Raw genomic sequence first — 24,374 nt, forward strand, 5'->3', positions numbered from 1 at the left:
CCTCTCCCCTTTCCACTGGCGCACAGGAGGCCCCCTCCTCCCCCCTCTCCCCCCCCCCCCCCCCCCGGGGGGGGGGGGGGGGTCGCCTCCCCCCCCCCCCCCCCCCCCCCCCGGGACCAGGGACAGGTCCAGGCGGCCCGCCAGCTCGTCGAGCGTGATGCCGAAGGTCTCGCGGACCACGACGCCCTCCGGGGTGATGTCGAAGACCCCGAGGTCGGTGTAGACGCGGTCGACGCAGCCCAGCCCGGTCAGCGGGTAGGTGCACCGGGGCACCAGCTTGGGCGCGCCCGCCTTGGTGAACAGCGTCATCATGACGAACACCTTCTTGGCCCCGATCGCCAGGTCCATGGCCCCGCCGACGGCGGGGATGGCGTCGGGTTCGCCGGTGTGCCAGTTGGCGAGGTCGCCGGCCGCGGAGACCTGGAAGGCGCCCAGCACGCACACGTCCAGGTGGCCGCCGCGCATCATGGCGAAGGAGTCGGCGTGGTGGAAGTACGCCGCTCCGGGCAGCTCCGTGACGGGGATCTTGCCCGCGTTGGTGAGGTCGGGGTCGATCTCGTCGCCGTGCGCGGCGGGCCCCATGTTGAGCATGCCGTTCTCGGTGTGCAGCACCACCCCGGAGTCGGCCGGCAGGTGGTCGGCGACCAGGGTGGGCTGGCCGATGCCGAGGTTGACGAAGGCGCCACGGGGGATGTCGCGGGCTATCAGGGCGGCGATGTCGTGCTTGCCCAGCGGGCCGCGCACCTCGGTGGACTGTGCGTTCGTGCTCATGCGGTCGTCTCCTGCACCACGCGGTCGACATAGATGCTCGGCGTCACCACGGTCTCCGGATCGATCGTGCCGGTCTCGACGATCTCGTGGACCTGCGCGATCACGGTGGTCGCGGCGGTCGCCATGACCGGTCCGAAGTTGCGGGCGGTCTTGCGGTAGACGAGGTTGCCCATCCGGTCGGCCCGGTGCGCGCCGATCAGCGCCACATCACCCCTGATCGGGTACTCCAGGACGTAGGTGCGGCCGTCGATGACCCGGGTCTCCTTGCCCTCGGCCAGCAGGGTGCCGACGCCGGTGGGGCAGAAGAAGGCGCCGATGCCGGCCCCGGCGGCGCGGATCCGCTCGGCGAGGTTGCCCTGCGGCACGACCTCCAGCTCGATCTCGCCGGCCCGGTACAGGCCGTCGAAGACCCACGAGTCGGACTGCCGGGGGAAGGAACAGACCACCTTGCGGACCCGGCCCTTCGCCAGCAGCGCGGCGAGTCCGGTGTCGCCGTTGCCGGCGTTGTTGGACACCACGGTCAGGTCCTTGGCGCCCTGGCGGATGAGCGCGTCGATCAGCTCGACCGGCATACCGGCCATGCCGAAGCCCCCGACGAGGACCGTGGAGCCGTCCTCGATCCCGGCCACCGCGTCGTCGGCGTGATCACACAGCTGTACGGTCATCGGTTCCGCTCCGTGACGTTCTCCAGGACGACGGCGAGTGCCTGGCCGACGCCGATGCAGATGGCCGCGACGCCCCACCGCTCGCCGGACTCCCGCAACCGGTGGGCCAGCGTGCCCAGGAGCCGGCCGCCGGAGGCGCCCAGCGGGTGGCCGAGCGCGATGGCGCCGCCCTTGGCGTTGACCGTCTCCGGGTCGATCTTCCAGGCGTCCACGCAGGCCAGCGACTGGACGGCGAACGCCTCGTTGAGCTCGATCGCGGACACGTCGGACCAGGAGATGCCTGCGTTCTTCAGGGCCCGGTTCGCCGCCTCCACGGGGGCGAAGCCGAACATCTGCGGGTCCAGCGCGAAGACGCCGCGGCCGGCGATGCGGGCCAGCGGATCGGCGCCGATGCGGTCCGCGGCGGCCCCGGAGCCCAGCAGCACGGCGGAGGCACCGTCGCTGAGCGGGGACGCGTTGCCCGCCGTGATCACACCGTCGGTCCGGAACACCGGCTTCAGCGCGGCGAGCTTGTCGACGCCGGAGCCGGGCCTGATGCCCTCGTCCCGGCTGAGGGCGCCGCCCTTGGCGTCGGTGGCCACCGGCGCCACCAGGTCGTCGTAGAAACCGGCGTTCCAGGCGGCGTCGGCGAGGTTGTGGGACCGGGCGGCGAACTCGTCCTGGCGCTCCCGGGGGATGCCGAACCGGTCGGCCAACTGCTCGTTGGCCTCGCCCAGGGAGACCGTCCACTCCTTCGGCATGCGCCGGTTGACCAGCCGCCAGCCGAGCGTGGTGGACACGGCGGTCACGTCCCCGGCGGGGAAGGCGCGCTCGGGCTTGGGCAGGACCCACGGGGCGCGGGTCATCGACTCCACGCCGCCGGTGAGGACGATGTCGGCGTCGCCGGTCTCGATGGCGCGGGAGGCGATGATCGCCGCGTCCAGGGAGGAGCCGCACAGCCGGTTGACGGTCGTGGCGGGCACGGAGGTGGGCAGTCCGGCCAGCAGGACGGCCATCCGGCCGACGTTGCGGTTGTCCTCGCCGGCGCCGTTGGCGTTGCCCCAGACGACGTCGTCGATCTCGCCCGGATCCAGCGCCGGCGTCCTGGCCAGCACCGAGGTGACGGCGTGGGCCGCGAGGTCGTCCGGCCGGATGCCGGCGAGGGCCCCCGAGAACCGTCCGAAAGGTGTTCTTGACGCTGCGTACAGGTAACTGTCGGTCACGCCTTCACGGTAGGCGTCACCCTTCATCACGTCCAAGACCTAGTGATGCAGCATTGATAAGCACACCTTATAGAATGGTCCCATGGAGCTGCGTCAGGTCCGCTACTTCCTCGCCCTCGCGGAGGAGTGCCACTTCGGCCGTGCGGCGGCCCGTCTGCACGTCGCACAGCCGGCCCTCTCCCAGCAGATCAAGCAGCTCGAGCGCGAGCTGGGGACCGCCCTGTTCACCAGGTCCACCCGGCACGTGGAACTCACCGAGGCCGGCCGGCACCTGACCGGCTACGCCCGCACACTGGTCGCAGAGGAGGAGCGGGCGCGCGTCCACCTGGCGGAGCTGGCCACCGGCCGCGCCGGGCGGGTGTCCGTCGGCTTCATCGGCACCGCCACCTACGACGTGCTGCCCCGCGTCGCCCGCACCGTGCGCGCCCGGCTGCCCGGCATCACCCTGGACCTGCACGGCGAACTGCTCACCCCCCAGCTCGTGGACGGCCTGCTCACCGGCGCCTACGACCTCGCGGTGTCCCGCGCCGGCACGGCCGACGCCGAACGGGTCGACGTCACCCCGCTGCGGACCGAGCCGCTGGTGGCCGTACTGCCGGCGCACCACCCGCTGGCCGCCGAGCCGCGGATCTCGTTGCGGGCGCTGGCCGACGAGACCTTCGTCATCCACCCCTCGCAGCCGCGGTCGGCCATGTACGACCGGGTCCTGTCCGCCTGCGACCGGGCGGGTTTCCAGCCCGCGTCCCTCGTCGAGGTCGGCGAGACGGCCACCCTCGTCGTCCTGGTGGCCGCCGGACACGGCGTGGCCCTGGTGCCGCAGTCGGTGCAGAGCCTGCGGCTCGACGGCGCGACCTACGTACCGCTGACCGAGACGGAGTCCGTCGATCTCGTCCTGGCCCGCCGGACGGAACGCAACTCCCCGGCGACACGGCAGGTCGCCTCGGTGATCGAGGAGTGCGTCCGCGGCTGAGAAGCGCCCGCCGCGCCCACCGGGCCTGGCCGCGTCCCGGGACTTCGTCAGGCCCGGCGGCGTCCCAGCAGGTCAGAGCGTGGGACGGTCCACAAGTATCCCGATCGGCAGCGGTCGCTGTAGGAGGGCGGGAGGGGTCCGGCGACGTCGATGACGCAAGCCGGGCGGCGCGGTCCACCCCGCGCCGCCCTCGCCACGACAACGCATCCAGGGGGTTGCCCATGATCACCCGCTCACGTCTGGGACTGGTGTCCGCGAGCGCGCTGCTCCTCACGAGCGGCACCGCGCTGATCGGCGGAGGCGTCGCAGCGACTCCGGCAGCGGCTGTCCCACAGTCCGCGAGCGCCACCGCGGTCTCACCGGCCCAGGTGACCGCGACGAGTTCGGTTCCTCGGACGACGCTGTGGATCCACGGCAAGGCCGCCCACGTCTGGAAGACCTGGTACCGCTACAGCAAGGGCGGCTACAAGGGCCACTTCGGCGCCAAGTCCGTCGACGCCAACGCCTTCGTGATCGCCGAGATCTACTGGAACTCGGGTCGCTACGACGTCAAGAACGTCGATCCTTACTCCACGCACGTGTACTACGGGGCGAAGAAGGTCTACCTCAGGGTCTGCGACATGCACGGTCGGACCATGTACTGCAGCGCCAGGTGGTGACCGGCGGACGCATCGCCCGCCTGCCCGCGGCCCGGTGTACGACCTGCGGGGAGTACCCAGCCCGGCCCCAGGGCCCGGCCGTGACCTCCGGATCACGGCCGGGCCGCCGCGCTCGCCGCCACCTCGCATTCACGCCTGAGCCGCGGCCGGCCGCAGGACGGTCAGGCCGCACCGGTACGGCTCGTCGAGCTCGCCGTCCGGGAAGAGCCGCGTCAGCGCGGCGCGGTTCGCGTCGAGGAGCGCGGCCCGCTCGGCAGGGTTCATGATCACGAAGTGGGAGTGGGTGCTCAGGTTGCGGATGTGCTCCTCGACGGTGATCCGGCGCGACCACGTGATCTCACGCGTGAACGCCTGGACCGGAAAGGAGGCGAACAGTTCGGCCACGGTGATCGGGAAGCCGTGGGCGAAGGGCGCGAGCCGGGCCTCCTCTGCCTCGACCCACGGCACGCGGACGTCGGACTGGTTCCACCACAGAGCCAGCACGCCGTGCGGACGCAGCACGCGCAGCGCTTCGGGGACGGACCGGGCCGGGTCGGTCCAGTGCCAGGCCTGGGCGTAAGTGATCACGTCGAAACTGCCGGCGGCGAAGGGCAGGCGGTTCCCCTCGCCGCGCACCAGCGGGATGTCCGGCCCGGCCCGGCGCAGCTCCGCGGCCATGCCGCCACCCGGCTCCAGGGCGACGACGCGGGCGCCGCGCTCGCGCAGCAGCCGGGTGGCGATACCGGTGCCGGCGCCGCAGTCCAGCACGTCGGCGCCGGCCAGCGCGCGGCCGGCGAGTTCCTCCACGGCGTCGAAGAGGGCCGGCGGGTAGCCCGGACGGGCGGCAGCGTACTGCGCGGCGACGCTGTCGAAGGAAAGGGCACGGGCCTGGGTCGGGTGGGATGCCATGACCGTGATCTTTCCGGTCGGAGGGCGGAGTTGTCAGCGGTACTCGGCAGCCGGCGTTCACTGCCCCCTCTGTACGGCCGGCCGAGCGCGACTGTCAGCCGATCGCGACTGTCAGCCGATCGCCAGGGCGGCCGATGCGTCGATGACGGCGAGTTGACCCGGGCCGGCTCTCCGGATCCGGGCCTGTTCCACGAAACGGCCCAGCTCCGCGCGGACGGTGGCCGAGTCGATGCGCTCGATCACGGGCAGCGTGGCCTCCATGATCTGACAGGCCTGGTCGAGGCGGCCGAGACCGGCCAGCGCCGTCGCCTGCCGAACCGTGAAGCGGGCCTGGGAGTTGCTGTCCGCCGGGACGGCCGGCCGGCGCCGGCGCTCGGCGGCGAAAAGCTCGGCGGCCGGCTCGAAGCGACGAAGGCTGAGCATGCAGGACGCCTCGATGAGCCGAGGGTTGCCGTTCTCGATGCGCGGACCCCAGTGAGGGGTCCGGTCGCCGACGGCCTCGGCGGCGTGGCTCGTGAACCGCTCCAGTGCCTCCCGGCAGGCCCCCGCGTCGCCGCGGCGCGCATGTCCCTGGGCCGCGCGTCGCGCGGCGTGCGCGCGGATCACCGAGTTGGCCGCCGGGTGCCCGGCCGCCTGGTCGGCGAATCCGATCGCGGCACAGGTGTCACCGCGGTGCTGGGCGATGAACGCCTTGCGGACCAGGGCGTACGCGGCCACCGTTTCGTCCCCGCCGTGTGCGCCCCAGCGAACGGCGAGATTCGTCCAGCGCAACGCCTCCGCGGGATTTCCCGCCTCTTGTGCCATCCACCCGGTGTATTCGGCGAACTTCGAGGCCAGCAGCCAGATTTCGGCGCGCTGCTCGCCAACGGCGTGCGGAGCGGCCTCCGTCAGGATCCGCGTGATCGACTTCATCGAAGCGGTGACGAACCTCGGTCCGGTGGATCTGCCGATGTCCTTCAGCTCCCACAGCACCCGCTCGTATCCGGCGACCACGGGGCCGGCCTCGACGACGCTCTCGGCTCGGGCGCCGCGACGGCCGGCCCCGGCCAGCTCGACGAGTTGCCCGCCGGTGCCGAAGGCCGCGTCGCATGCCGCCGCCACCGCCGGCGTCGGGTTGCGCAACCCGCTCTCCAGATTGCAGATCTGCCCTTCGGACACGTTCGCACGCCGGGCGAACTCCCGCACACTCCAACCCCGACGGGCCCGGAGTGTGGCCAGGACGACGCCGAAGTCGCCCGGCGGCAGGCGCATGCTCGTCGATCTCCCTGCCGGGACCGTCCCTGCCGCGCTGTCCACCGGGTCCATACCAGTCAGCGTACGGAGCCGCACGGTCGTTATTCAATCCTCGGCGAATAGCCGACGAGCGTGTACGCCGCCCCTAGGGTGAGCACGAACCCTGACGTCAGGGCTTGCCGGAGAGGGGGCAATCGTGCCGCGCATCTTCCTCAGCTTTCGCAAACCGGACTCCCGGTGGATGCGAGACCGCGTCTACCGCGCGCTGTCCGACCGCTTGGGTGCCGACGAGATCTTCAAGTCGGGCCGGTCGATACCGCCCGGGGCCGATTTCGCCCAGATCCTGCGGCGGCAGGCCGCCGAGTGCGAGCTCATGTGCGTACTGATCGGGCCGGGATGGCTCGACGCACGGGGCGAGGACGGTGTGCGGCTGCTGGACCGGGCGCACGACTGGGTCCGCCTGGAGATCGCCACAGCTCTGCGGGCGGGAAACCGCGTCGTCCCGGTCCTTCTCGGTGACGCGACGATGCTGCCCGACGCCTCCGCGCTGCCGGCCGAGATCGCGCAGCTGGCGCGCCTGCAGTTCCTCCGCGTTCCGGAGACCCATCTGCCGGCCGGGCTGGAGCACTTGGGCGACGCGGTGACCGCTCTCCTGTCCGGTACCGACACCGATACCGGAATCGATGCCGGTACCGACACCGACCCCGCCGTCGAACCCGGGCACGGCACGGCACCGGCCGCCGATCCACAGCCGTCGATGACCATGACGGCCCATGTGTCCGGCGGCGGCAGCGCCTACCAGGCGGCCCGTGATCAGACCATCAGGCTGGCGTGAGGGACGGACCATGGATCTTCCCGGAGCAGAGGGTGCTCATCGGATCGGGCCGTACGCGCTGCTCGGAAAGCAGAGCACGGTCGGCGCGGGCGAAGTCTTCGCGGCCCGCACGGACGACGGGCTGCTCGTCACGGTCACGGTCGTGAGGCCCGAACTCGCCGCGGACCCGGGGTTCCGGGACCGGTTCCGAGCCGCCGTCGAGGCGGCACGGACCCTGTCCGGTGCCTTCCTCGTACCCGTGGTGGATGCCGACGCCGACGCGCCGGTTCCCTGGCTGGCGACCGGGTTCACCGCCGGACTGCCGCTCCGGCAGGCGGTGGACCGGCACGGCCCGCTGTCCGAACCGGCTCTGCGGGTGCTCGCCGACGGCCTCGCCCAGGCGCTGGCCGCACTCCACGCGGCCGGGACGGTCCACGGCGACGTGAGCCCGGACTCGGTGCTGCTGACCATGGACGGGCCCCGCATCACCGCCCTGGGGATCGTGACAGCCACCGGCAGGCCGGCCCCCTCACCGACGGACGACATGTTCGACCTCGGGGCGACCGTGCTGTTCGCGGCTTCCGGAGGCGAGCCGGACACGGGCGCCCTCCCCGGGTCGCTGCGCGAGGTGATCGGCGGCTGCCTGTACCCGGAACCGCCGGACCGCCCCACCGCTGAGCAACTCGTCGACTACCTGAGGCGCCAGAACCTGCCTGCCCTGACGGGCAGTTGGCTGCCGCCGGCGGTGACCGCCGACATGGCCGCCGCGACCGCGGCGGTGGGACCGGTGTCCGCCGGGGGCGGCGGCCGGGGCCCGTTCCCTCCGCCGCCGGTGATCGCCGCCGGCCCAGGTGTCAGCCGCCGGAAGCTGATCATCGGTCTGGCCGGGGGCGCGGCCGTACTCGGCGGAGCCGCGGCGGCACTCGCCTTCTCCGGCGACTCGTCGCCGGCACCCGACGGCCGGGCCGGCGGGGCAGGGTCCACCACGCGGCCGGCCGCTCCGTCAGGCACGCGATCCACGCCGGGCCGCTCCGCGTCGCCGTCCTCGACGGACGGACCGGAACGGATCGTGCTGGCCGCACCCGACGCCACCAAGGCATGGTCGGGCGCCGGAAAGCACGCCCCCACCTGCCTGGAAGCCTCCGACAAGGTGGTCATGGTGGTCACGGGCGCCGCCACGTCCTTCCTGGACGCCGCGACCGGAAAAACCGCGTTCCCCCAGCTGAACACGACCAACGACACCGGCACGTCCAGCCTCAAGTACCCGACGGCGTACGCGGACGGAGTGTTCTACCTGCTCTGCGACACGCCGAGTCAGTCAGGGCTGCTGGCGGCGTTCGACGCCGCCAGCGGGAAGGTGAAGTGGGCGACCAAGATGGCCGACACCGATCCCGGCGGCGGCACGCATGCGGCGATGTACCTGAGCAACTATGTGGCGGCCGCGGGCGACACGGTCTACGTGTGCGGGGGGTTGCTCGAGCTGGACGGCAAATTCTCGACCGAGTCTCCGAGCGCCGGCTACATCCGTGCGTTCGACGCCGCGACCGGCAAGGGACTGTGGCGCGTCAAGGGCACGGACATCAACAACGTGCTCGTGCCGCCCTCCGGTTCTCACCTGCTGGCCACCTCGGCCGTTCCCTCGGGCAAGAAACCCGGCCGCGTCCAGATGATCGACGCCGGCCGGAAAGGCGCCCGCGGCTGGAACGTATCCGTCCCGTACGCATCGTTCTACTTCACCACCGGCTGGCCGCTGACGTGCTACGCCGCCGGGCTGTTCCTGTTCGCCGGAGGCAAAGGCGACACACTGTTCGCCGTCGACGCGGCCACGGGCAACGAGAAGTGGCATCAGCGCTTCGACGCGAAGAACGGGGACCAGGTCCACATCGGCGCCCCGTTCGCCGGCCTGGACGGCACGACCGTCTACGTACCGGTCGGCAGCGACCTGGCCGCCCTGACCACGGCCGACGGCACGCTCCAGTGGGTCGCGACGCTCGACGGGGCCGGCGAAATGGGCATTTCCAACATGTTCAATGCCTCCCTCAGGACCTCCGGCATGAGCGCCCGGTGTTCGGCCGACACCGTCTTCGCCACCGACTCCGCCAAGACGCTGTGGGCCATCGACGCGGCCACCGGCAGGGCCCGGTGGAGATACAGCGACGCCGGGCAGCCGGACGTGGGGTTCCTGTGGACGGTGGGCGGCGACCACGTGTTCGTCGCCTCCCACCTGACACTGACCGCGATCGCGGCCCACGGGCGGTAAGGGACAAGGAGACGACATGGAGACCAGTGTGGAACTCGCCGGCCTGGCCTCGGCGGCCGCGGCGCGCCTGATCGATCTGCTGGCGACGGACGGCTGGGCCGCGGTCAAATCCTCGGTCCTGTCGCTGTGGCGGTCCGCGCACCCGGAGCGCGTCGAGGAGGAACTCGACGATGCGCGGGGCGAGTTGCTTCAGGCACAGCAGACGGGCGACGGCCAGGAGCTCCAGGGGCTCCTGGTCGCCGAGTGGCAGGCCCGCATCATCCGGCTGCTGGCCACGCGGCCGGACGCCGTCGACGAGCTGCGCGCGCTGTTCGGCGCGGAACCGCGCGCCGCCGGAACCCCGGAACAGCAGATCACCGGCTCGATGACGCTGGAGGCACATGTCTCCGGGGGCGATGCCTTCCTGGCCGGCCGGGACATGACCGTCACCAGGGGCGGGCAGGCGTGACGGAACGCGGTACCGGCGCCTCGTCCCCCGACGGGCCGCCCCTCTGGCAGCCGAAACGGCTGAAGGGGAGCGCGACCGGCGGCGGCAGCGTCTTCCAGGCCGGCCGCGACCTCCACGTGCGCCTCGGCGACGAGGGGCGCAGAACCGTGCCCGGCCCCGGCGCCGACAAGGTGCTCTGCCCGTACCCGGGCTTGGCCCCGTTCGGCGCGGAGCACAAGCAGTGGTTCTACGGCCGTGAGCGCATGGTTCACCTCGTGTGCGAGCGGATGGACGCCCGGATGCGTGAGGGCGGCCCGCTGGTGCTGATCGGTCCCTCGGGGGCCGGGAAGTCGTCCCTGCTCGCGGCCGGGCTGCTGCCGGCCCTGGACGACGGCCGGCTTCCGGTGGCGGGCTCGAGCACCTGGCCGCGGCTGCTGCTGACCCCGACGGCGTCCCCGGCCCTGGCACTGGCGGCCGCCGCCGGGCTCGACGCCGAGACCGCCCGGCGCACGGCACCGGCGTGGCGGGACGATCCCGCACGGTGCCTTGCCGAGCTGCGTGAGATCACCGGAGCCGGCGATCCGGCGCCCACCGGCGAGTCCCCCTCCGTTGGCCTGGTCGTCGTGGTCGACCAGTTCGAGGAGATCTTCACGGCCTGCGGCGACGAGACCGAACGGCAGTGGCTCATCGACGTGCTCGACCGTCTGGCCCGGCCCACGGGCGGTGCGGCGGTCGTGCTGGGAGTGCGCGCGGACTTCTATGCCGCGTGCACGGCCCACCCGCAGCTCCGGGCGGCGCTCCAGGCCGGACCGGTCCTGCTGGAGCCGATGACGGAGGACGAACTCAAGGACGCGATCCGCCGCCCGGCCGGCAACGTGGGCCTCGACGTCGAGGACGGCCTGGTCGAGGTGTTGCTGGCGGACCTGGGCGCGGTCGGGGGACCGGTCGGTACGAGCACCACGGGTCGGCTGCCGCTGCTCGCGCACGCGCTGCGGGCCACCTGGCAGCAGCGCCACGGCCACACGCTCACCGTGGACGGATACCGCGTCACCGGCGGCATCCAGGGCGCCATCGCCACCACGGCGAACAGGCTCTACGACACCCTGCCGCCGCCCTGCCAGGAGGCCGCACGGTGGGTGTTCCTGCGGCTCGTCATCGTGGGACGCGACGCCGACGACAGCCGCCGGCGCGTCCGGTACGACGAGTTGCTGCGGCACGCGCCGGACCGGGAAGCGGCCGTCGGAGTCCTGGACGACTTCACCCGTGGCCGGCTGCTGACCCGGGACCAGGACACGGTGGTGATGACACACGAGGTGCTCATCCGCGCCTGGCCCCGGCTGCGGGACTGGATCGAGCACGACCGCAACGGGAACCTCGTACGACAGGATCTGGAGGAGGCGGCCGCGCTGTGGGAACAGGCCGGCCGGGAGACGGCCGCGCTGTACCGCGGCAACCGTCTGGAGGCCGCCCTCGCCTGGGCCGAAACGCACGGGCCGGAACTCAGCGGCTCAGCCGGCGCGTTTCTGGCGGCCGCCCGCCACCACCAGCGGCGCGGGCAACGGCTCCGGCGCGCCGCGGTCGCCACCATCACCGCCCTGGCCGTGGTCGCCTCGCTGGCCGCGGTGTTCGCCTTCCGGCAGGAGTCCCACGCCCGGGCCGCCGCCGCCCAGGCCCTGCGAGCCCGCGACCAGGCCATCAACGCCGCCGTCACCTCCGCGTCCGTGCAACTGGCGCCGACCGATCCCTCGCTGTCCGCTCAACTCGCGCTGACCGCCTACCGTATGGACCCGAAGCCGGAGGCGGCGTCCCGGCTCGTCGCGACCGAGAACACACCGCTGGCCACCCGGCTTCCCGGCCCGCGCGGCGTGGTGTACACGGTGGCCTACAGCCCCGACGGGCACATGCTGGCGGCCGGGAACGTCGACCAGAACCTCGTCCGGCTGTGGGACGTCTCCGATCCCAGCCGTCCGGTCGCGCTGGGCCGGCCCGTACCCGTGGACCGTTCCGTCAACTCGATCCTGTCGCTCGCGTTCAGCCCGGACGGCCGGGTGCTGGCCGTCGGCGGCCACACCATCCACAACGGCGACGGCGGTTCCGGCGGATTCGTCGACCTGTGGAGCCTGACCAGTCCCAGCCACCCCGTCCTGCTCGGCCGGCCGAAGAGTCCCGCCATCCAGGGCTGGGACGCCGCGACCTCCATCGAATCGCTGGCGTTCAGTCCGGACGGCCGTACCCTGGCCGCCGGATGGCACGCCGGATTCGTCAGCCTGTGGAACGTCACCCGCCCCGACGACGTCCCCCCTGCGGGAGCGCCCCTGGACCTCGACTGTCCCGATGTCTTCTCCCGTCGGATCGCGTTCAGCCCCACCGGGCGCACCCTGGCCGCCGCATGCGACGACGACGCCGGGACCGTCAGACTGTGGAACACCACCGACCCGGACCATGCCGACCGCGGCGGTTCCCTGAAGGCCGGGCATCGCGTCGCCTCCCTGGCGTTCAGCCCCGACAGCCGCACCCTGGCCGCCGGCTCCAGAGACAGCAAGGTCCACCTGTGGAAGGTGGCGGACCCACGCCACCCCACCCCCCTGGGCAAGCCGCTGACCGGTCCCGCCCAGCCCGTCATGTCGGTGGCGTTCAGCCCGGACGGTCACACCCTGGCGGCCGGCAGCGCCGACCACACCGTCCATCTGTGGAACGTCACCCACCCCGCGGCCATCGGCCCTCTGGGCCGACCGCTGACCGGGCCCGGCGACGCGGTGACCGACGTGGTGTTCAGCCCGGACAGCCGCACCCTCGCCGCCGGGAACGCCGACGGCAACGTCGATCTGTGGAGCCTGCCGCCGACCCGGATCACCGGCGCCGGCGGCAATGTGGCGTCCGTGGCGTTCAGCCCCGACGGGCGCACCCTGGCCGCCGGAAACCAGAACAACACCGTCTCGCTGTGGAACACCGCCGACCCCGACAACCCGGCTCCGCGCGGTGAACCGTTCACCGGCCCGAAGGACCCGGTCGACGCCGTGGCGTTCAGCCCGGACGGGCGCACCCTCGCCGCGGGCGACGGCGGCGGCACCGTCACGTTGTGGAACACCGCCGACCCCAGCCGTCCCGTTCGCCTCCGTGAGACCCTCACCGGCGCGGGCGGGCCCGTCTTCTCCCTGGCGTTCAGCCCCGACGGCCACACCCTGGCCGCGGCCGGCGACGACGAGTTCGGCAGCATCGCCCTGTGGGACGTCAGCGACCCCGCGCACCCCGACGCCCGGCCCGGAATCTCCAATTCCCACACGTCGTCCGTCTTCTCCCTGGCGTTCAGCCGCGACGGCACGATGCTGGCGGCCGGCGGCGACGGCAGCAACCGTGCCGTCGGGCTGTGGAGTACGACGGACCCCGGGGTCCGCATCGGGGAGCCGATCGAGCAGCCGGCCACCACCAGCACCTGGGTGGCCTTCAGCCCGGACGGCCGCACGCTCGCCACCGGGAACAGCCGCGGCACCGTCACCCTGTGGAACGCCACCGACCCCAACCACCTCACGCGCAGGGGCAGTCCGCTGACGGTACCCGGCGGCAGCCTGTGGTCGGTGGCGTTCAGCCCGGACGGGCACACCCTCGCGGCGGCCGGCCACACCGACAGCGGCACCATCAACCTGTGGAACGTCACCGATCCCGACCACCCCGCCCCCATCGGCCGGCCGCTGACCGTGGAGACCGGATACGTCGCCGTCCTGGCGTTCAGCCCGGACGGTCACACCCTGGCCGCCACCACCGACGACGGCGTGGCCACACTCTGGGATCTGAACGTCGAATCCGCCATCAGCCGTATCTGCGCCGCGAGTTCCGGCGCCCTGAGCCGACAGCAGTGGAGCCGATACGTCACCACCCAACTGCCGTACGACCCACCCTGCGGGTGACCCGGCGGTGAGGCCCGGGCCGGTGCCGTCTTCTCCTGCCGGCCTGGCCGGCGGCGCGGTGCCGGCCGGTGCGGAAGCCCGCGCCCGAGGCGTCCTCGGGCGCGGGTGGCCCGGTCAGGCCCCGCCGCGTTCGCGCGGGATCTTCTGGCCCGCCTCGATCGCCACCGGCAGCCGGTTCTCCGCGGGCGGCAGCGGGCAGGTGGCCAGGTCCGTGTACGCGCACGGGAGGTTCACCGCGCGGTTGAAGTCCAGGGCGACCGTGCCGTCGGCGGCGGGCGGCTCCACGGTCAGGGAGCGGTTGGCGGCGTAGGTGGTGACCCCGGAGGTCGCGTCGGTGAACAGCACCATCAGCCGGCCCTCTCCGGGGCCCGGGAACGCGGTGAGGGACAACTGCCGTCCGTCCAGCGTGAACTCGATCCGGCCCGGGGCGTCGTACACGTGCTCCAGCCCCTCGACGGCGGCGCCCACGGTGGTCGGGCGCGGCTCGTCGAAGGGGAGATAACGGCCCGTCACGACCCAGCGCGGATGTGGCGGGTAGGCCGGGGTGCCGGTGAAGCCGGTGCGCAGCGGCGCGTCCGGGTGCCGGGGGCGCACGATGTCGTTGCCCCCGCGCTTGGCGACCTCGATCACGGCGTCCCCCCACCGGGCGTTGACGCCACCGCGTTCGGGAAGCACGCCGAAGCGGTGCTCACCGCGCACCGGGGAGCCCTCGACGGTCAGTTCCTCGCCCTCGTCGAGGGTCACGACGACGCCGTCGCGCCCGGTGTGCCAGGCGCCGGGGGCGTCGGGGAAGCGCTGCGGCCGTTCGTCGAGCCAGTGCAGGCCGGTGACCGCCAGGAATCCGTGCGGGTCGGCGAGCCGCTCCTCGTGCGCGCGGTACCAGCCGAGCCAGTCCTCGGTGAAGGCCTGGAGGTCCGCGGTGGTGACGTCAGTGCTCATGAGGGTTCCTTCGTTCCTTCGAGGTCCGGCCTCGCACGGGTGTACTGGTATGCGCGGGGCGGGCCGGCGTGTTCGGCGTCTGCCCGAACCAGGCCGGCCGCAGCCCGGCCGCCACGGCCTCCGCTTTCGCCTGCTGTCATGCCAGTCAGAACCGTCCGCGTCCGGACCCGCATTCCGGTTCGTGTGTGACAGCTTCTTTTCAGTCATGTGTACGGGACGGCGGGGTGAAGACCGCCCCCGCCCGCGCGCCCGGCGCCCGCCCGTCGGCGCGCCCGCACGGCCGGGGCCGCCGACCCAGGGGACGACGTCCCCTGGTTGCCGCGCCCGGCGTCGCGCATCGTGGAGGCATGACTACGAGCCACCCCACTCACACACCGGCGGCCGCACGGGTCGCCGTCGTCACCGGCGGATCACGCGGCATCGGACGGGCCGTCGCGCACCGGCTCGCCGGGGACGGCCTGGCCGTCGTCGTGGACTACGCCAGTGACGCGACCGCCGCCGAGGAGACGGTGGCGGCGATCACCGCGGCCGGCGGACGGGCGATCTCCGTGCGGGCGGACGTGGCGGACGAGAAGGAGGTCGCCGCGCTGTTCGACCGCGCGGCTGAGGAGTTCGGCGGCGTGGACGTCGTAGTGAACTCCGCCGGCCGGCTCGCTCTGTCGCCGATCGCCGACCTCGACCTGGCCGCGTTCGACGACCTGCACCGCACCAACGTCCGCGGCGCCTTCGTCGTCGCCCAGCAGGCCGCCCGGCGACTGCGGGCGGGCGGCTCGTTCGTGGCGTTCTCGACCTCCGTGGTCGGCACCCAGTTCCCCGGCTACGGCGCTTACGTGGCCAGTAAGGGCGCCGTCGAGGCGATGACGCTGATCCTCGCCCGCGAGCTGCGCGGACGCGACGTCACCGTGAACACGGTCGCCCCCGGGCCGACGGCCACGGAACTGTTCCTCGCCGACAAGACCCCCGAGCAGATCGACCGGCTCGCCGAGGCCCCGCCGCTGGAACGGCTGGGCACCCCGGAGGACATCGCCCGCGTGGTCGCCTTCCTCACCGGCCCCGAAGGGCACTGGGTGAACGGCCAGATCCTGCGGGCCAACGGGGGCCTGGTCTGACGGCTCCCCCCGGACGCCGCGGCGGTCCCGGCACGTCCGCCGGCAGCGGCGAACCGCTCACCCCTCGCGTCCGCCTCCCGCCCCGCCGCGTCAGTCCTTCGGCCCGCTCCGAGTGCGCTGCTCCCACCCGTCGCCTTGACTGGCCGCGACGACGGGAGGAGCACTCCGATGGAGCGAGAGCAGGACCTGGACCGAACGGCGCCCACCTCGTCGGCAGCCGTCCGGGAGGCCGTCACCCGCGGCGCGGACGCGCCGGCCGCCCCCGCGCGACGCGGCCCGGCCGCATTCGCTTCGCAAGGCCCCTGGTGGCGCTGGCCGGCCGCGGCCGCGGTGGCGTTCACGCTCGCCCAGCTGCTCCTCGTGCCGCCCCGTCTCGGCCTGGGCTGGGACGAGGTCATCTACGTCAGCCAGGTCGGCCATCACGCTCCCACCACCGCCTTCAGCGCGCCCCGCGCCCGTGGCGTCTCGGTGCTGGTGTGGCCGGTCGCGACCCTCACCACGTCGACCGTCGCACTGCGCGTCTACCTCGCCGCCGTCTCCGGACTGGCCCTGTTCCTGGCCCTGCGGGCCTGGCGCGGACGACGCCCCCCGGCGGTGCTGGCACTGGCCGGACTGCTCTTCGCGAGCCTGTGGATCACCGTCTTCTACGGGCCGCAGGCCATGCCGAACCTGTGGGTCGCGCTCGCCGCCCTCGCGGCGGTCGGCTGCTTCCTGCGCGCCGCGGACGACCCGTCCCTGCGCGGACCCCTGTGGGGCCTCGCCGGCTGCGCCGCCGCGACGGCTCTGATGCGGCCCACGGACGCCGTCTGGACGGCGCTGCCCCTGCTGGCCGCTCCCGTCCTGGTCCGCCGGTGGCGGCGCCCGGCGCTGTTCGCCGCGGTGCTGTTGGGGCTCGCCGCCGGGGCGGCCGAGTGGATCGCCGAGGCGTACGTGCGCTTCGGCGGCCTGGCCGAGCGGCTGCACCAGGGCAGCGAGTTCCAGGGCGGCCTGGGCTGGCACATCGCCATCGGCGACCAGCTCCGCTCACTCGCCGGGATCAGCCTGTGCCGACCCTGCCAGGCCCCTTGGCCCAGCCCCGTCGTCTACCTGTGGTGGCTGGTGCTGCCGGTCGCCGCCGCCGGCGGGGTGACGCTCGCCCTGAGATCCCGCAGCAGGCGCCGCCGCGCCGACACGCTGCTGGTCACGGCCTGCGCGGTGACCTCCGCGGTCCCGTACCTGTTCTTCATCGACTACGCGGCGCCCCGCTTCCTGCTGCCCGCCTACGCGCTGTTCGCCCTGCCGGTCGCGGACTGCCTGGTGTGGGCGGCGTTCACGGCGGCCGGCCCGCGGTGGCGACGGGCGACCGCCTCCCTGGTCGCCCTAGGGCTCCTGGGACACTTGGCCGTCCAGTACGCCGTCCTCCGCCACATCGTCGTCCGCACCGACGCCAACCACCGGGACTGGAAGCGCATCGCCGACGGCCTGCGGCAGCTCGGCGTCCGGCCGCCGTGCCTGGTGAACGGCCCCGCGACGATCCCGATCGCCTACTACGGCGGCTGCCTGTCCATCGCCACCACGGGACCCAACGTCAACATCACCGCCGCCGGGATCGCGGCGGCCACCCGCGACCACAACGTCGCCGCCCTCGTCGCCCCGGGCGGCCGCCCGCCCGCCTACGCCAGGTCCTGGCCCTCCCGCCCGCTGCCCGCCCCCGGCTCCCTCGCCGGATACCGGGTCTACCTCGCGCCGTAGAGCGCCGACCTCCGGCTGGGCACGGCGCCCGCGGTACACCCTCGCCGAGGCGATCTCGTACCCGATTGTAATGTTTTGTCGTAATCTGGCTGCGGCACTCGGATCTCCCCCGCACGTGACCCCGACCCCTCCGAAGCGGCCGTCGGCGCGGGAGACACGCCGGCCGGCCGGCGTATCGGGATCCGGCCCGGCAGCCCGCCAGCCGGGCGGAACAGAGGGCGGTCGATGACGACGATCGGCGTGGAAGAAGAGTTTCTGCTGCTCGACCCGGTCACGGGCCTGCCGGTGCCGCAGGCGGACAAGGTCCGCGTCGCGGCGGGGCTGGGGCACCTCGTGGCCGACCAGGAGGTGCAGTACGAGCTGCTCCAGGCGCAGGTCGAGGTGGCCACTCCGGTGTGCGGCGCGCTGGAGGAGATCGGAGGGCACCTGCTGCGGCTGCGGCACGCCGTGGGAGTGGCCGCGGAGGAGCACGGCTGCCGGATCGCGGCCTGCGGGACACCGCCCGTGCGGCACGGTCGCCCGGTGGCCGTCACCGACCAGGCACGGTACCGGGCCATGGTCACGCAGGCGCCGCAGCTGGTGGCCGAGCAACTGGTCAACGGCATGCACGTGCACGTCGCCGTCCCCGGACGCGAAGAAGCCGTCCAGGTGCTGAACCGCCTCCGGGTCTGGCTGCCGACGCTCACCGCCATGTCCGCGAACTCCCCGCTGTGGGACGGCCACGACACCGGCTTCGCGAGCTGGCGCACGGTGATCTTCAGCCGCTGGCCGGTCAGCGGCGTCCCCCCGCACTTCGACGACATCGCCGACTACGACCGGCGCGTGCAGCGGCTCCTGGAGAGCGGCCTCATCTCCGACACCGGCCAGCTGTACTGGCAGGCCCGCCTCTCGGACCGGTACCCCACCCTCGAGGTACGGTGCCCGGACGTCCAGCTCCGGGTGGACGACGCGGTGATGCTCGCGGGGATCGTCCGCGCCCTGGTGGACACGGCCCTGACGGAGGTGGCCGCCGGGGCTCCCGCCCTCGAATGCGCCCCCGAACTGCTGCAGGCCGGCATGTGGCACGCCGCCCGCCACGGCCTGGGCGGCACCCTGGTCGACCCGATCGGCCGGCCCCGCCGGGCCGGAGACGTGCTGTACGAGCTCCTGCGGTACGTCGCTCCCGCGCTCGACATGTCCGGCGACACCCGGCAGGTGACCTCCCTGACCCACCGGCTGCTGCAGGACGGCACCGGCGCGGACCGGCAGCGCGCCGCCCTCGCCGAGGGCGGCCTGCGCGCGGTCACCGACCTGATCAGCGGCCAGAGCGGCATGACCTGACGCGGCCGCTCCACCGTGGTCACCGCCCCCGGGACCGCGGAGGCGGCAGCAGGGCGACGGACGGCGGGCCGGGCACGGCGGCCGGGACGCGTTCCAGGACGCCGCCCGCGAACACGTCGTACAGCGGCAGGGTCTCCAGGTGCACGTACCCGATGTGGCAGTCGCAGGAGGCCAGCGGGCACGGCCGGGGGCGCAGGGCGGCCCGGTAGGAGCCGTCGTAGAGGTTGCCCAGTTCGTCGCGGACGAAGTGGCAGCGGCGTACGGTGCCGGCGCCGTCGACCGAGACGACGGTGTCGCCGGTGCGGCAGGGCAGCCCGGCACTGGCATGCGGCCGGCGGCTGTAGGGAAACAGCGGATCGAGCGCGGTCCACTCGTCGGCCTCGGCGTCGTGGTAGGTGTGCCCCTCGGCCGCGTTGATCCACAGGTAGACGTGGCCGGGCAGATCGGCGCGCAGCCGGCGGGCCGCCGCCAGGTGCTCGGGCAGCCCTACGACCCCGACGCTGAAGCGGACGCCGAGGACGGCGAGTTCGCGGCACTTGGCGAGGAAGCGGTCGTAGGGCGTCTGGCCCGGGTGATAGGTGCACCACAGGGCGAGGGTGCCGAGGTCGGCCCCGGCGAGCCAGTCGGTGCGGCAGCTGAGGTTGGTCTGGATGGCGACCCGGCGGATGTGCGGCAGGTGGGACAGCTCGGTGAGGGTGCGCCGGTACCAGGAACGCACCAGGCCCTCGCCCCACGGGGTGAACAGCAGGGAGAGGCGGTCGTCGTGCTGGGCGCCGGCCCACCCCGCGAAACGTTCCAGCGCGGTGCGGTCGGCGCGGAGCTCGGCTGTCGAGTCGCGCCGCTTGGCGAACGGGCAGTAGGGGCAGTCGTAGTCGCAGGAGGCGAGCGGGCCCCGGTACAGGACGGTCAGGTCCATCGCGGGTCGGTCACTTCCTGTCGTAGGCGGCCATGGCGGCCCGTACGGCCGGGGAGAACAGCTCCGGGCCGATGGCGTCCGAGTGGGCGAGACCCTCCGGGGTCAGGCGCAGCCGGTCGGGGCCGGTGCCGGCCAGCCAGCCGCGGTCGGCGAGGCGCCGGAGCTCGGCCCCGAAGTCGTCGGCGGGGGCGCTGCCGAAGCGGGCACGGTAGTCGCCGGCCGCCAGGCCCTCGGCCTGCAGCAGGGACTGCAGGAGGTGGCGGCGGCGCGCCTCATGGGCGTCGACGCGGTAGCCGATCTCCGCGCGGGCGAAGTCGGAGGTGGAGACGTAGGCGTCGATGATGCCGCGGATCTCGTGCATGCCGACCGCGTAGTCGAAGGAGTAGTGCAGCGTGCTGGTGTAGGAGCGGGCGCCGCAGCCCAGGCCGATCATGCCGTCGGTCTGGCAGGCGTAGTCGTCGGCGCCCTGCGGCGGGGCGTCGGCCCGGCGGAACATCCGCATGGACTGCTGGGTGTAGCCGCGTTCGAGGAGGTGGTCGCGGCCCGCGCGGTACAGCCGCAGCCGTTGCTCGTCCCAGGCCGGGTCGGGTCCCGGTCCGGTGCGGTGCCGGCCGAGGCCGGTCAGGGGGCGGACGTAGAGCGGGTAGAGGTACAGCTCCTCGGGCCGCCAGGCCAGGGCCGCGTCCAGGGACTGCCGCCAGGTCCGCTCGGTCTGGCCGTCGATGCCGTAGATCAGGTCGATGTTGAGCACCGGGACGGAGGTGTCCCGGATGCGGGCGAGCGCGGCCTCGACGTCGGAGCGGCGCTGCGGGCGTACGGCGGAACGCGCCTCGGAGTCGACGAAGCTCTGCACGCCCAGGCTGAGGCGCGTGGCGCCGCGGTCCGCGAGGACGGCGAGCCGGTCGGCGGTCGCCGTGGCGGGCGAGGCCTCGACGGACAGCGGGACGGCGCGCAGGTCGGCGCCCATGCGCTGCTCGGCGATGTCGCAGAGGCGCTCCAGCTCCGCCGCGGTGAGGAAGGTGGGGGTGCCGCCGCCGAAGGCCGCGGTGGCGAACCGGACGTCGCCGGTGTCGCCGAGGGCCTCGCGCACGGCGTCGGCCTGCCGTTCCAGCGCGTCCAGGTAGGCGCCGGTCAGGCCGTCGGGGGCGCCGATGCGGGTGAAGAGGTTGCAGAAGCCGCAGCGCACCTCACAGAACGGTATGTGCAGATAGAGGGAGAGGGCGCTCTTGTCCTCCGCCGCCCAGAGCGACCGCAGCGCGGGACGGTCCGGCAGCGCGCGGTAGGCGGTCTTGTGCGGGTAGGCGTACACGTAGTGCTGGTACGGGCTGGTGAGCTGTGCAGTGGTCATCGGACGGCCTCGGCGGGGTCGAGGAAGAAGTGGGCGTACGGCACGGTCCACACGGACTCGTGGCCGAGGCGGTGGCCGGTGAAGCCGTCGTCGCCGTAGGCGGTGCCGTGGTCGGAGCAGACGATCGCGAAGCAGCGGCGGCGGGAGCTCGCGGCGGCGAAGAGGCGGCCGATGTGCCGGTCGACGTACTCCAGCGCGGCGGCGTGCGTCTCGCGGGTGTCACCGGCCTCGCGGGTCGCGCCGGGCAGGTGGAACCAGTTCGGCTGGTGCAGGGCGGAGACGTTCACGAAGAGGAACAGCCGCTGCTCGGCGGGCAGTCGGGCGACGACCTGCTCCGCGCGGGCGATCTGGTGCTCGAAGGAGTGCGGCGAGGTGACGCCGAACTCCGGCTCCCAGTGGGACTCCTGGAACAGGCCCGGCAGGACCGAGCCGAGCGGGCCCTGCCTGTTGAAGAAGCCCACGCCCCCGATGCACACGGTGTGGTAGCCCGCCTTCGCCAGTCCGGAGACCAGGTCGGGTGTGTCGTGGACGAAGGTGCGGTCGGCGGTGGTCTCGCTGCCGGCGAATTTCGCCGCGAACAGCCGGGGATGCGGGCCGGGCGTCGCCGGGGTCGGCAGGAAGCCCGCGAACATCGCCTGGTGGGAGGCGTAGGTGAAGCTGCCCGGCGCGTGCCGCTTCTCCCAGGCGCCGCCGGGGAGACGGCGGGCGAGGTGCGGGATACGGCCCTCGGCGGCCAGCTCGGCGGCCACGTCGTAGCGGAGCGTGTCGAGGGTGACGAGGAGGATGTCGTGGCGGCCGACGACCTCGTTCATGTCGGGCTCATCGGGTACGGGCACGCGGTGTTCCTGTTCTGTGCGGGTGGAGCTGTTCGAGCGGGTGGAGCGGGTGGAGCGGGTGGAGCGGGTGGAGCGGGCCGAGCGGGTGGAGCGGGTGGGACGGGCCGAGCAGTGGGTCGGGCGGGCCGGGCCGGGCGTGCGCGCGCAGGGCGGCCGTCACCTGCGCGCCATAGGTGTCCAGGCCCTCGGCGCCGCTGCCGGGCAGGCCGGTCAGCCGGGGCAGCAGGTCGCCGAAGGCGTTGACCTCGCCGACGAACGCCCTGCCCCAGCCGATGGCCGGCAGCAGGTCCACACCGACGCACAGGGTGCGCGGGAAGCAGGCCGCGGCCCGCTCGCACACCTCCAGCACGTCGGTCCAGCGGGCGCCCGCCGCCTCGACGGCCTGCCGGGCCGCGTCAAGGTCGCCGCGGGCGCCGCCGAGGTGCAGGTTGGTCAGCGGGCCGCGGCTGGTGCGGACCACCGCGTGGGTGGCCCGGCCGGCCACCACGACCACCCGCAGGTCGGTGACGCGACCGTGCAACGAGGCCTTCGGCAGCCAGCGTTCGAGGTGCAGTCCGTCGGGCGCGAGCGCATCGACGATGCCGGCGATGTCCGCTTCCCGCTCGTAGCGGCGCACCTTGAGGGAGTTGTGCAGTCGGCCGTCGGCGGCGGTCTCCACGGAGGTGGTGGCCCTGATCCGGCCCCCGCCGCCCGTCTCCACGGCGAGCACCCCCGACGCGGACGACCCGTGAGCGAGCTTGACGAACAGCCGGGGCATGCGGTGCTCCCGCATCAGCACGCGTACGTCGTCCCAGCCGCGCACCCGGGCGCCGCCCGGCCCGGACGTGGGCGAGGCAGGCACGGGAACGCCGGCCGCGCGCAGCACCCCGTGGCAGCGGCGCTTGTCGAACAGCACGGCGAGGTCCCCGGGGTCGTCCAGACGGACACCGCCGCGCAGGGTGCGCAGCGCGGCGGTGAACCCGGCGTACCAGCGGGCCGAACCCTCGACCCGGGTGGGGTCCGAGGTGCCCCGGAGCACGCGGTCGACCTCGGCGTTCTCCCCGGGGGAGTCGATCCGCACGATCTCGTCGGCGGCGAAGTCCGCCCCCTCGTCGCGCAGCACATCCGCCCAGGGGACGACCCGCGGGCCGGGCAGGCCGGCCGCGCGCACCGCGTCGGCGAACAGGGCCACCCGGCGGTTCTCCGGGTTGCCGACGACGGCGAAGCGCGGCCGGGCGCCGGACGGTGTGTTCACTCGCCCACGGCGACGTAGCGCCAGACCGTGCCGTCGCTCTCGTCTTCCTCCTCCTCCGCGTCGTCGCGGTCGAGATCGACCTGCACGCCCGCGGGTTCCAGCGTCCCGAGGACGCGGTCCACGAACGCCTGGCTCAGGTAGTGGTGGTGGAGGTCCAGCTTCTTCAGGTGGGTGAGCGGCTGACCCCCGAGCAGCGCGCCGGCTCCCTCGTCGGTCAGCACGCCCATGGACAGGTCCAGCACCTCCAGCCGCTCGACGACGGGGGCGGAGGCGACGGCCGCGGCCACGGCGTCCTGCATCTCGCTGTTGCGCAGGGCCAGATGACGCAGCCGCGGCAGCCGGGCGCCGGACAGGATGCCTTCGAGGTCGGACACCTCGCTGTCGCCGCCGTAGTCGGGGGTGCCGAGCCACAGGTCGAGGTGGACCAGCGCCGGCAGGTCGCTGGCGGCGATCCCGCGCACCACACCGGCCGGCAGACCTCCGGCCTCCACGACGAGTTCGCGCAGCGCCTCGTGGCGGACGGCGGGGAACTCCAGCCCCGACCCACCGCGCACCCCGAACGCCTCCAGGGCGGGGAAGCCGGTCAGCAGCGGGGTGACGTCGGTCTGGTTGATCCAGGAGATCTCGCACTCCTCCATCACCATGTCCCCGAGGAACAGCGCACGCAGCCGGGGGAAGCGGTCCCGTGCGGCCAGCAGCGCCGAGATGACGGAGTCCGGGGGCGAGTCGTAGGCGTCGTCCCAGGAGCCCACGATCAGGGCCCGCACCCGGGTGGTGTCGACGGCGGCGCAGAACCGTGTGAAGGCCTCCGTCCAGTTCTCGTCGGCGTCGTACACGTCGCTGGTGAGGCGCCAGGCCACGGAGTCCGCCTCGGGCAGGTCGTCCGTCTCCGCGTCGGGGCCCGGAAACGTGTGGCTGGGCAGCCCGAAGAAGGAGTCGAGGTGACTGTTGATGGTCATGCGGTTGCTCCGGTGGGAGAGGGGGTGCGGCTGGTGATGTCGGCAGTTCTACCAACAGGGACTGACAACGGCCGCCGCCGGGGCGGGATTCGGGCCGTTGATGCTCCTATTGCTCGTCAAGCGCTCTGAGGCAGGAGGCGCAAGGTACTTTCGTTGCATGTCACTGACTCCCGACGACGAAGTCCGCA

General features: G+C 73.3%; 20 protein-coding genes. 9 read left to right on the top strand and 11 right to left on the bottom strand.

Annotation, left to right across the window (positions count from 1 at the left end; translation table 11 throughout):
* The 3 genes from ACZ5GT_RS39195 to ACZ5GT_RS39205 form a co-directional block, all read right to left on the bottom strand.
* A partial coding sequence (locus tag ACZ5GT_RS39195) for a 3-oxoacid CoA-transferase subunit B (RefSeq protein WP_469036276.1) occupies positions 1 to 771 on the bottom strand: 771 nt, incomplete at its 3' end.
* On the bottom strand, positions 768 to 1,436 hold the full coding sequence (locus tag ACZ5GT_RS39200) for a 3-oxoacid CoA-transferase subunit A (RefSeq protein WP_469036279.1): 669 nt from the start codon (positions 1,434 to 1,436) through the stop codon (positions 768 to 770). The genes ACZ5GT_RS39195 and ACZ5GT_RS39200, both read right to left, overlap by 4 nt.
* Positions 1,433 to 2,665, bottom strand: a complete 1,233-nt coding sequence (locus ACZ5GT_RS39205) for a thiolase family protein (RefSeq protein ID WP_469036322.1) — start codon at positions 2,663 to 2,665, stop codon at positions 1,433 to 1,435. Before ACZ5GT_RS39205 ends, ACZ5GT_RS39200 begins: the two co-directional genes overlap by 4 nt.
* Positions 2,666 to 2,720: 55 nt before the next feature.
* Here ACZ5GT_RS39205 and ACZ5GT_RS39210 point away from each other — a divergent pair, with 55 nt between their 5' ends.
* Positions 2,721 to 3,608, top strand: coding sequence for a LysR substrate-binding domain-containing protein (locus ACZ5GT_RS39210; protein WP_469036282.1), 888 nt, complete (start codon positions 2,721 to 2,723; stop codon positions 3,606 to 3,608).
* Between the two features lie 221 nt (positions 3,609 to 3,829).
* A complete protein-coding gene (locus tag ACZ5GT_RS39215) occupies positions 3,830 to 4,267 on the top strand; it encodes a hypothetical protein (protein WP_469036284.1) in 438 nt (145 codons plus the stop codon).
* 129 nt (positions 4,268 to 4,396) lie between these two features.
* On the opposite strand, the gene ACZ5GT_RS39220 is transcribed toward ACZ5GT_RS39215, so the two are convergent.
* Together ACZ5GT_RS39220 and ACZ5GT_RS39225 are read right to left on the bottom strand one after the other, a co-directional pair.
* Positions 4,397 to 5,155, bottom strand: a complete 759-nt coding sequence (locus ACZ5GT_RS39220; protein ID WP_469036285.1) for a class I SAM-dependent methyltransferase — start codon at positions 5,153 to 5,155, stop codon at positions 4,397 to 4,399.
* A 111-nt stretch (positions 5,156 to 5,266) separates the two neighbouring features.
* Positions 5,267 to 6,406 (bottom strand): helix-turn-helix domain-containing protein, encoded by a 1,140-nt coding sequence (locus ACZ5GT_RS39225; RefSeq protein WP_469036289.1) that lies wholly within the window; start codon positions 6,404 to 6,406, stop codon positions 5,267 to 5,269.
* A gap of 178 nt (positions 6,407 to 6,584) precedes the next feature.
* Between ACZ5GT_RS39225 and ACZ5GT_RS39230 the strand changes: the two genes are divergently transcribed.
* The 4 genes from ACZ5GT_RS39230 to ACZ5GT_RS39245 are packed head-to-tail and all read left to right on the top strand — an operon-like array spanning position 6,585 to position 13,794.
* Complete coding sequence (locus tag ACZ5GT_RS39230) at positions 6,585 to 7,223, top strand: toll/interleukin-1 receptor domain-containing protein (RefSeq protein WP_469036292.1); 639 nt, start codon at positions 6,585 to 6,587, stop codon at positions 7,221 to 7,223.
* 10 nt (positions 7,224 to 7,233) lie between these two features.
* Positions 7,234 to 9,462, top strand: coding sequence for an outer membrane protein assembly factor BamB family protein (locus ACZ5GT_RS39235; protein WP_469036294.1), 2,229 nt, complete (start codon positions 7,234 to 7,236; stop codon positions 9,460 to 9,462).
* 16 nt (positions 9,463 to 9,478) lie between these two features.
* Positions 9,479 to 9,910 carry a hypothetical protein gene (locus tag ACZ5GT_RS39240; RefSeq protein WP_469036296.1) on the top strand — a complete coding sequence of 144 codons (432 nt, stop codon included), beginning with the start codon at positions 9,479 to 9,481 and terminating at the stop codon, positions 9,908 to 9,910.
* Complete coding sequence (locus tag ACZ5GT_RS39245) at positions 9,907 to 13,794, top strand: nSTAND1 domain-containing NTPase (RefSeq protein ID WP_469036298.1); 3,888 nt, start codon at positions 9,907 to 9,909, stop codon at positions 13,792 to 13,794. The genes ACZ5GT_RS39240 and ACZ5GT_RS39245 overlap by 4 nt, the downstream gene beginning before the upstream one ends.
* A gap of 114 nt (positions 13,795 to 13,908) precedes the next feature.
* Here the strand turns inward: ACZ5GT_RS39245 and ACZ5GT_RS39250 are convergent, their stop codons facing one another.
* A complete protein-coding gene (locus ACZ5GT_RS39250) occupies positions 13,909 to 14,733 on the bottom strand; it encodes a DUF1684 domain-containing protein (protein WP_469036301.1) in 825 nt (274 codons plus the stop codon).
* Between the two features lie 347 nt (positions 14,734 to 15,080).
* On the opposite strand from ACZ5GT_RS39250, the gene ACZ5GT_RS39255 reads away from it, so the two are divergent.
* The 3 genes from ACZ5GT_RS39255 to ACZ5GT_RS39265 all read left to right on the top strand — a co-directional run bounded on the left by ACZ5GT_RS39255 (position 15,081) and on the right by ACZ5GT_RS39265 (position 18,893).
* Positions 15,081 to 15,842, top strand: coding sequence for an SDR family oxidoreductase (locus ACZ5GT_RS39255; protein WP_469036304.1), 762 nt, complete (start codon positions 15,081 to 15,083; stop codon positions 15,840 to 15,842).
* Between the two features lie 168 nt (positions 15,843 to 16,010).
* Positions 16,011 to 17,573, top strand: coding sequence for a hypothetical protein (locus ACZ5GT_RS39260; RefSeq protein ID WP_469036307.1), 1,563 nt, complete (start codon positions 16,011 to 16,013; stop codon positions 17,571 to 17,573).
* 225 nt (positions 17,574 to 17,798) lie between these two features.
* Complete coding sequence (locus tag ACZ5GT_RS39265; protein ID WP_469036310.1) at positions 17,799 to 18,893, top strand: carboxylate-amine ligase; 1,095 nt, start codon at positions 17,799 to 17,801, stop codon at positions 18,891 to 18,893.
* A 19-nt stretch (positions 18,894 to 18,912) separates the two neighbouring features.
* On the opposite strand, the gene ACZ5GT_RS39270 is transcribed toward ACZ5GT_RS39265, so the two are convergent.
* Genes ACZ5GT_RS39270 through ACZ5GT_RS39290 form a run of 5 tightly spaced genes read right to left on the bottom strand, consistent with a single transcriptional unit; the run spans position 18,913 to position 24,186 of the window.
* Entirely contained in the window at positions 18,913 to 19,809 is an 897-nt protein-coding gene (locus ACZ5GT_RS39270) for an STM4011 family radical SAM protein (protein WP_469036312.1), read from the bottom strand.
* 10 nt (positions 19,810 to 19,819) lie between these two features.
* A complete protein-coding gene (locus ACZ5GT_RS39275) occupies positions 19,820 to 21,157 on the bottom strand; it encodes an STM4012 family radical SAM protein (RefSeq protein ID WP_469036315.1) in 1,338 nt (445 codons plus the stop codon).
* Positions 21,154 to 21,969 carry an STM4013/SEN3800 family hydrolase gene (locus ACZ5GT_RS39280; protein WP_469036324.1) on the bottom strand — a complete coding sequence of 272 codons (816 nt, stop codon included), beginning with the start codon at positions 21,967 to 21,969 and terminating at the stop codon, positions 21,154 to 21,156. Before ACZ5GT_RS39280 ends, ACZ5GT_RS39275 begins: the two co-directional genes overlap by 4 nt.
* 7 nt (positions 21,970 to 21,976) lie before the next feature.
* Positions 21,977 to 23,227, bottom strand: coding sequence for an STM4014 family protein (locus ACZ5GT_RS39285; RefSeq protein ID WP_469036317.1), 1,251 nt, complete (start codon positions 23,225 to 23,227; stop codon positions 21,977 to 21,979).
* Positions 23,224 to 24,186, bottom strand: a complete 963-nt coding sequence (locus tag ACZ5GT_RS39290; protein ID WP_469036319.1) for an STM4015 family protein — start codon at positions 24,184 to 24,186, stop codon at positions 23,224 to 23,226. Before ACZ5GT_RS39290 ends, ACZ5GT_RS39285 begins: the two co-directional genes overlap by 4 nt.
* Positions 24,187 to 24,374: the final 188 nt, after the last annotated feature.

The organism is Streptomyces sp. NPDC031340 (assembly GCF_055569945.1).

What these genes read in the sequence shown, in the direction of transcription:
- ACZ5GT_RS39290 (WP_469036319.1), bottom strand. Translation starts at nt 24,186, where the DNA reads ATGACCATCAACAGTCACCTCGACTCCTTCTTCGGGCTGCCCAGCCAC.
- ACZ5GT_RS39225 (WP_469036289.1), bottom strand. Translation starts at nt 6,406, where the DNA reads ATGCGCCTGCCGCCGGGCGACTTCGGCGTCGTCCTGGCCACACTCCGG.
- ACZ5GT_RS39220 (WP_469036285.1), bottom strand. Translation starts at nt 5,155, where the DNA reads ATGGCATCCCACCCGACCCAGGCCCGTGCCCTTTCCTTCGACAGCGTC.
- ACZ5GT_RS39215 (WP_469036284.1), top strand. Translation starts at nt 3,830, where the DNA reads ATGATCACCCGCTCACGTCTGGGACTGGTGTCCGCGAGCGCGCTGCTC.
- ACZ5GT_RS39270 (WP_469036312.1), bottom strand. Translation starts at nt 19,809, where the DNA reads ATGGACCTGACCGTCCTGTACCGGGGCCCGCTCGCCTCCTGCGACTAC.
- ACZ5GT_RS39250 (WP_469036301.1), bottom strand. Translation starts at nt 14,733, where the DNA reads ATGAGCACTGACGTCACCACCGCGGACCTCCAGGCCTTCACCGAGGAC.
- ACZ5GT_RS39275 (WP_469036315.1), bottom strand. Translation starts at nt 21,157, where the DNA reads ATGACCACTGCACAGCTCACCAGCCCGTACCAGCACTACGTGTACGCC.
- ACZ5GT_RS39235 (WP_469036294.1), top strand. Translation starts at nt 7,234, where the DNA reads ATGGATCTTCCCGGAGCAGAGGGTGCTCATCGGATCGGGCCGTACGCG.
- ACZ5GT_RS39200 (WP_469036279.1), bottom strand. Translation starts at nt 1,436, where the DNA reads ATGACCGTACAGCTGTGTGATCACGCCGACGACGCGGTGGCCGGGATC.
- ACZ5GT_RS39260 (WP_469036307.1), top strand. Translation starts at nt 16,011, where the DNA reads ATGGAGCGAGAGCAGGACCTGGACCGAACGGCGCCCACCTCGTCGGCA.
- ACZ5GT_RS39205 (WP_469036322.1), bottom strand. Translation starts at nt 2,665, where the DNA reads ATGAAGGGTGACGCCTACCGTGAAGGCGTGACCGACAGTTACCTGTAC.
- ACZ5GT_RS39280 (WP_469036324.1), bottom strand. Translation starts at nt 21,969, where the DNA reads ATGAACGAGGTCGTCGGCCGCCACGACATCCTCCTCGTCACCCTCGAC.
- ACZ5GT_RS39240 (WP_469036296.1), top strand. Translation starts at nt 9,479, where the DNA reads ATGGAGACCAGTGTGGAACTCGCCGGCCTGGCCTCGGCGGCCGCGGCG.
- ACZ5GT_RS39210 (WP_469036282.1), top strand. Translation starts at nt 2,721, where the DNA reads ATGGAGCTGCGTCAGGTCCGCTACTTCCTCGCCCTCGCGGAGGAGTGC.
- ACZ5GT_RS39265 (WP_469036310.1), top strand. Translation starts at nt 17,799, where the DNA reads ATGACGACGATCGGCGTGGAAGAAGAGTTTCTGCTGCTCGACCCGGTC.
- ACZ5GT_RS39255 (WP_469036304.1), top strand. Translation starts at nt 15,081, where the DNA reads ATGACTACGAGCCACCCCACTCACACACCGGCGGCCGCACGGGTCGCC.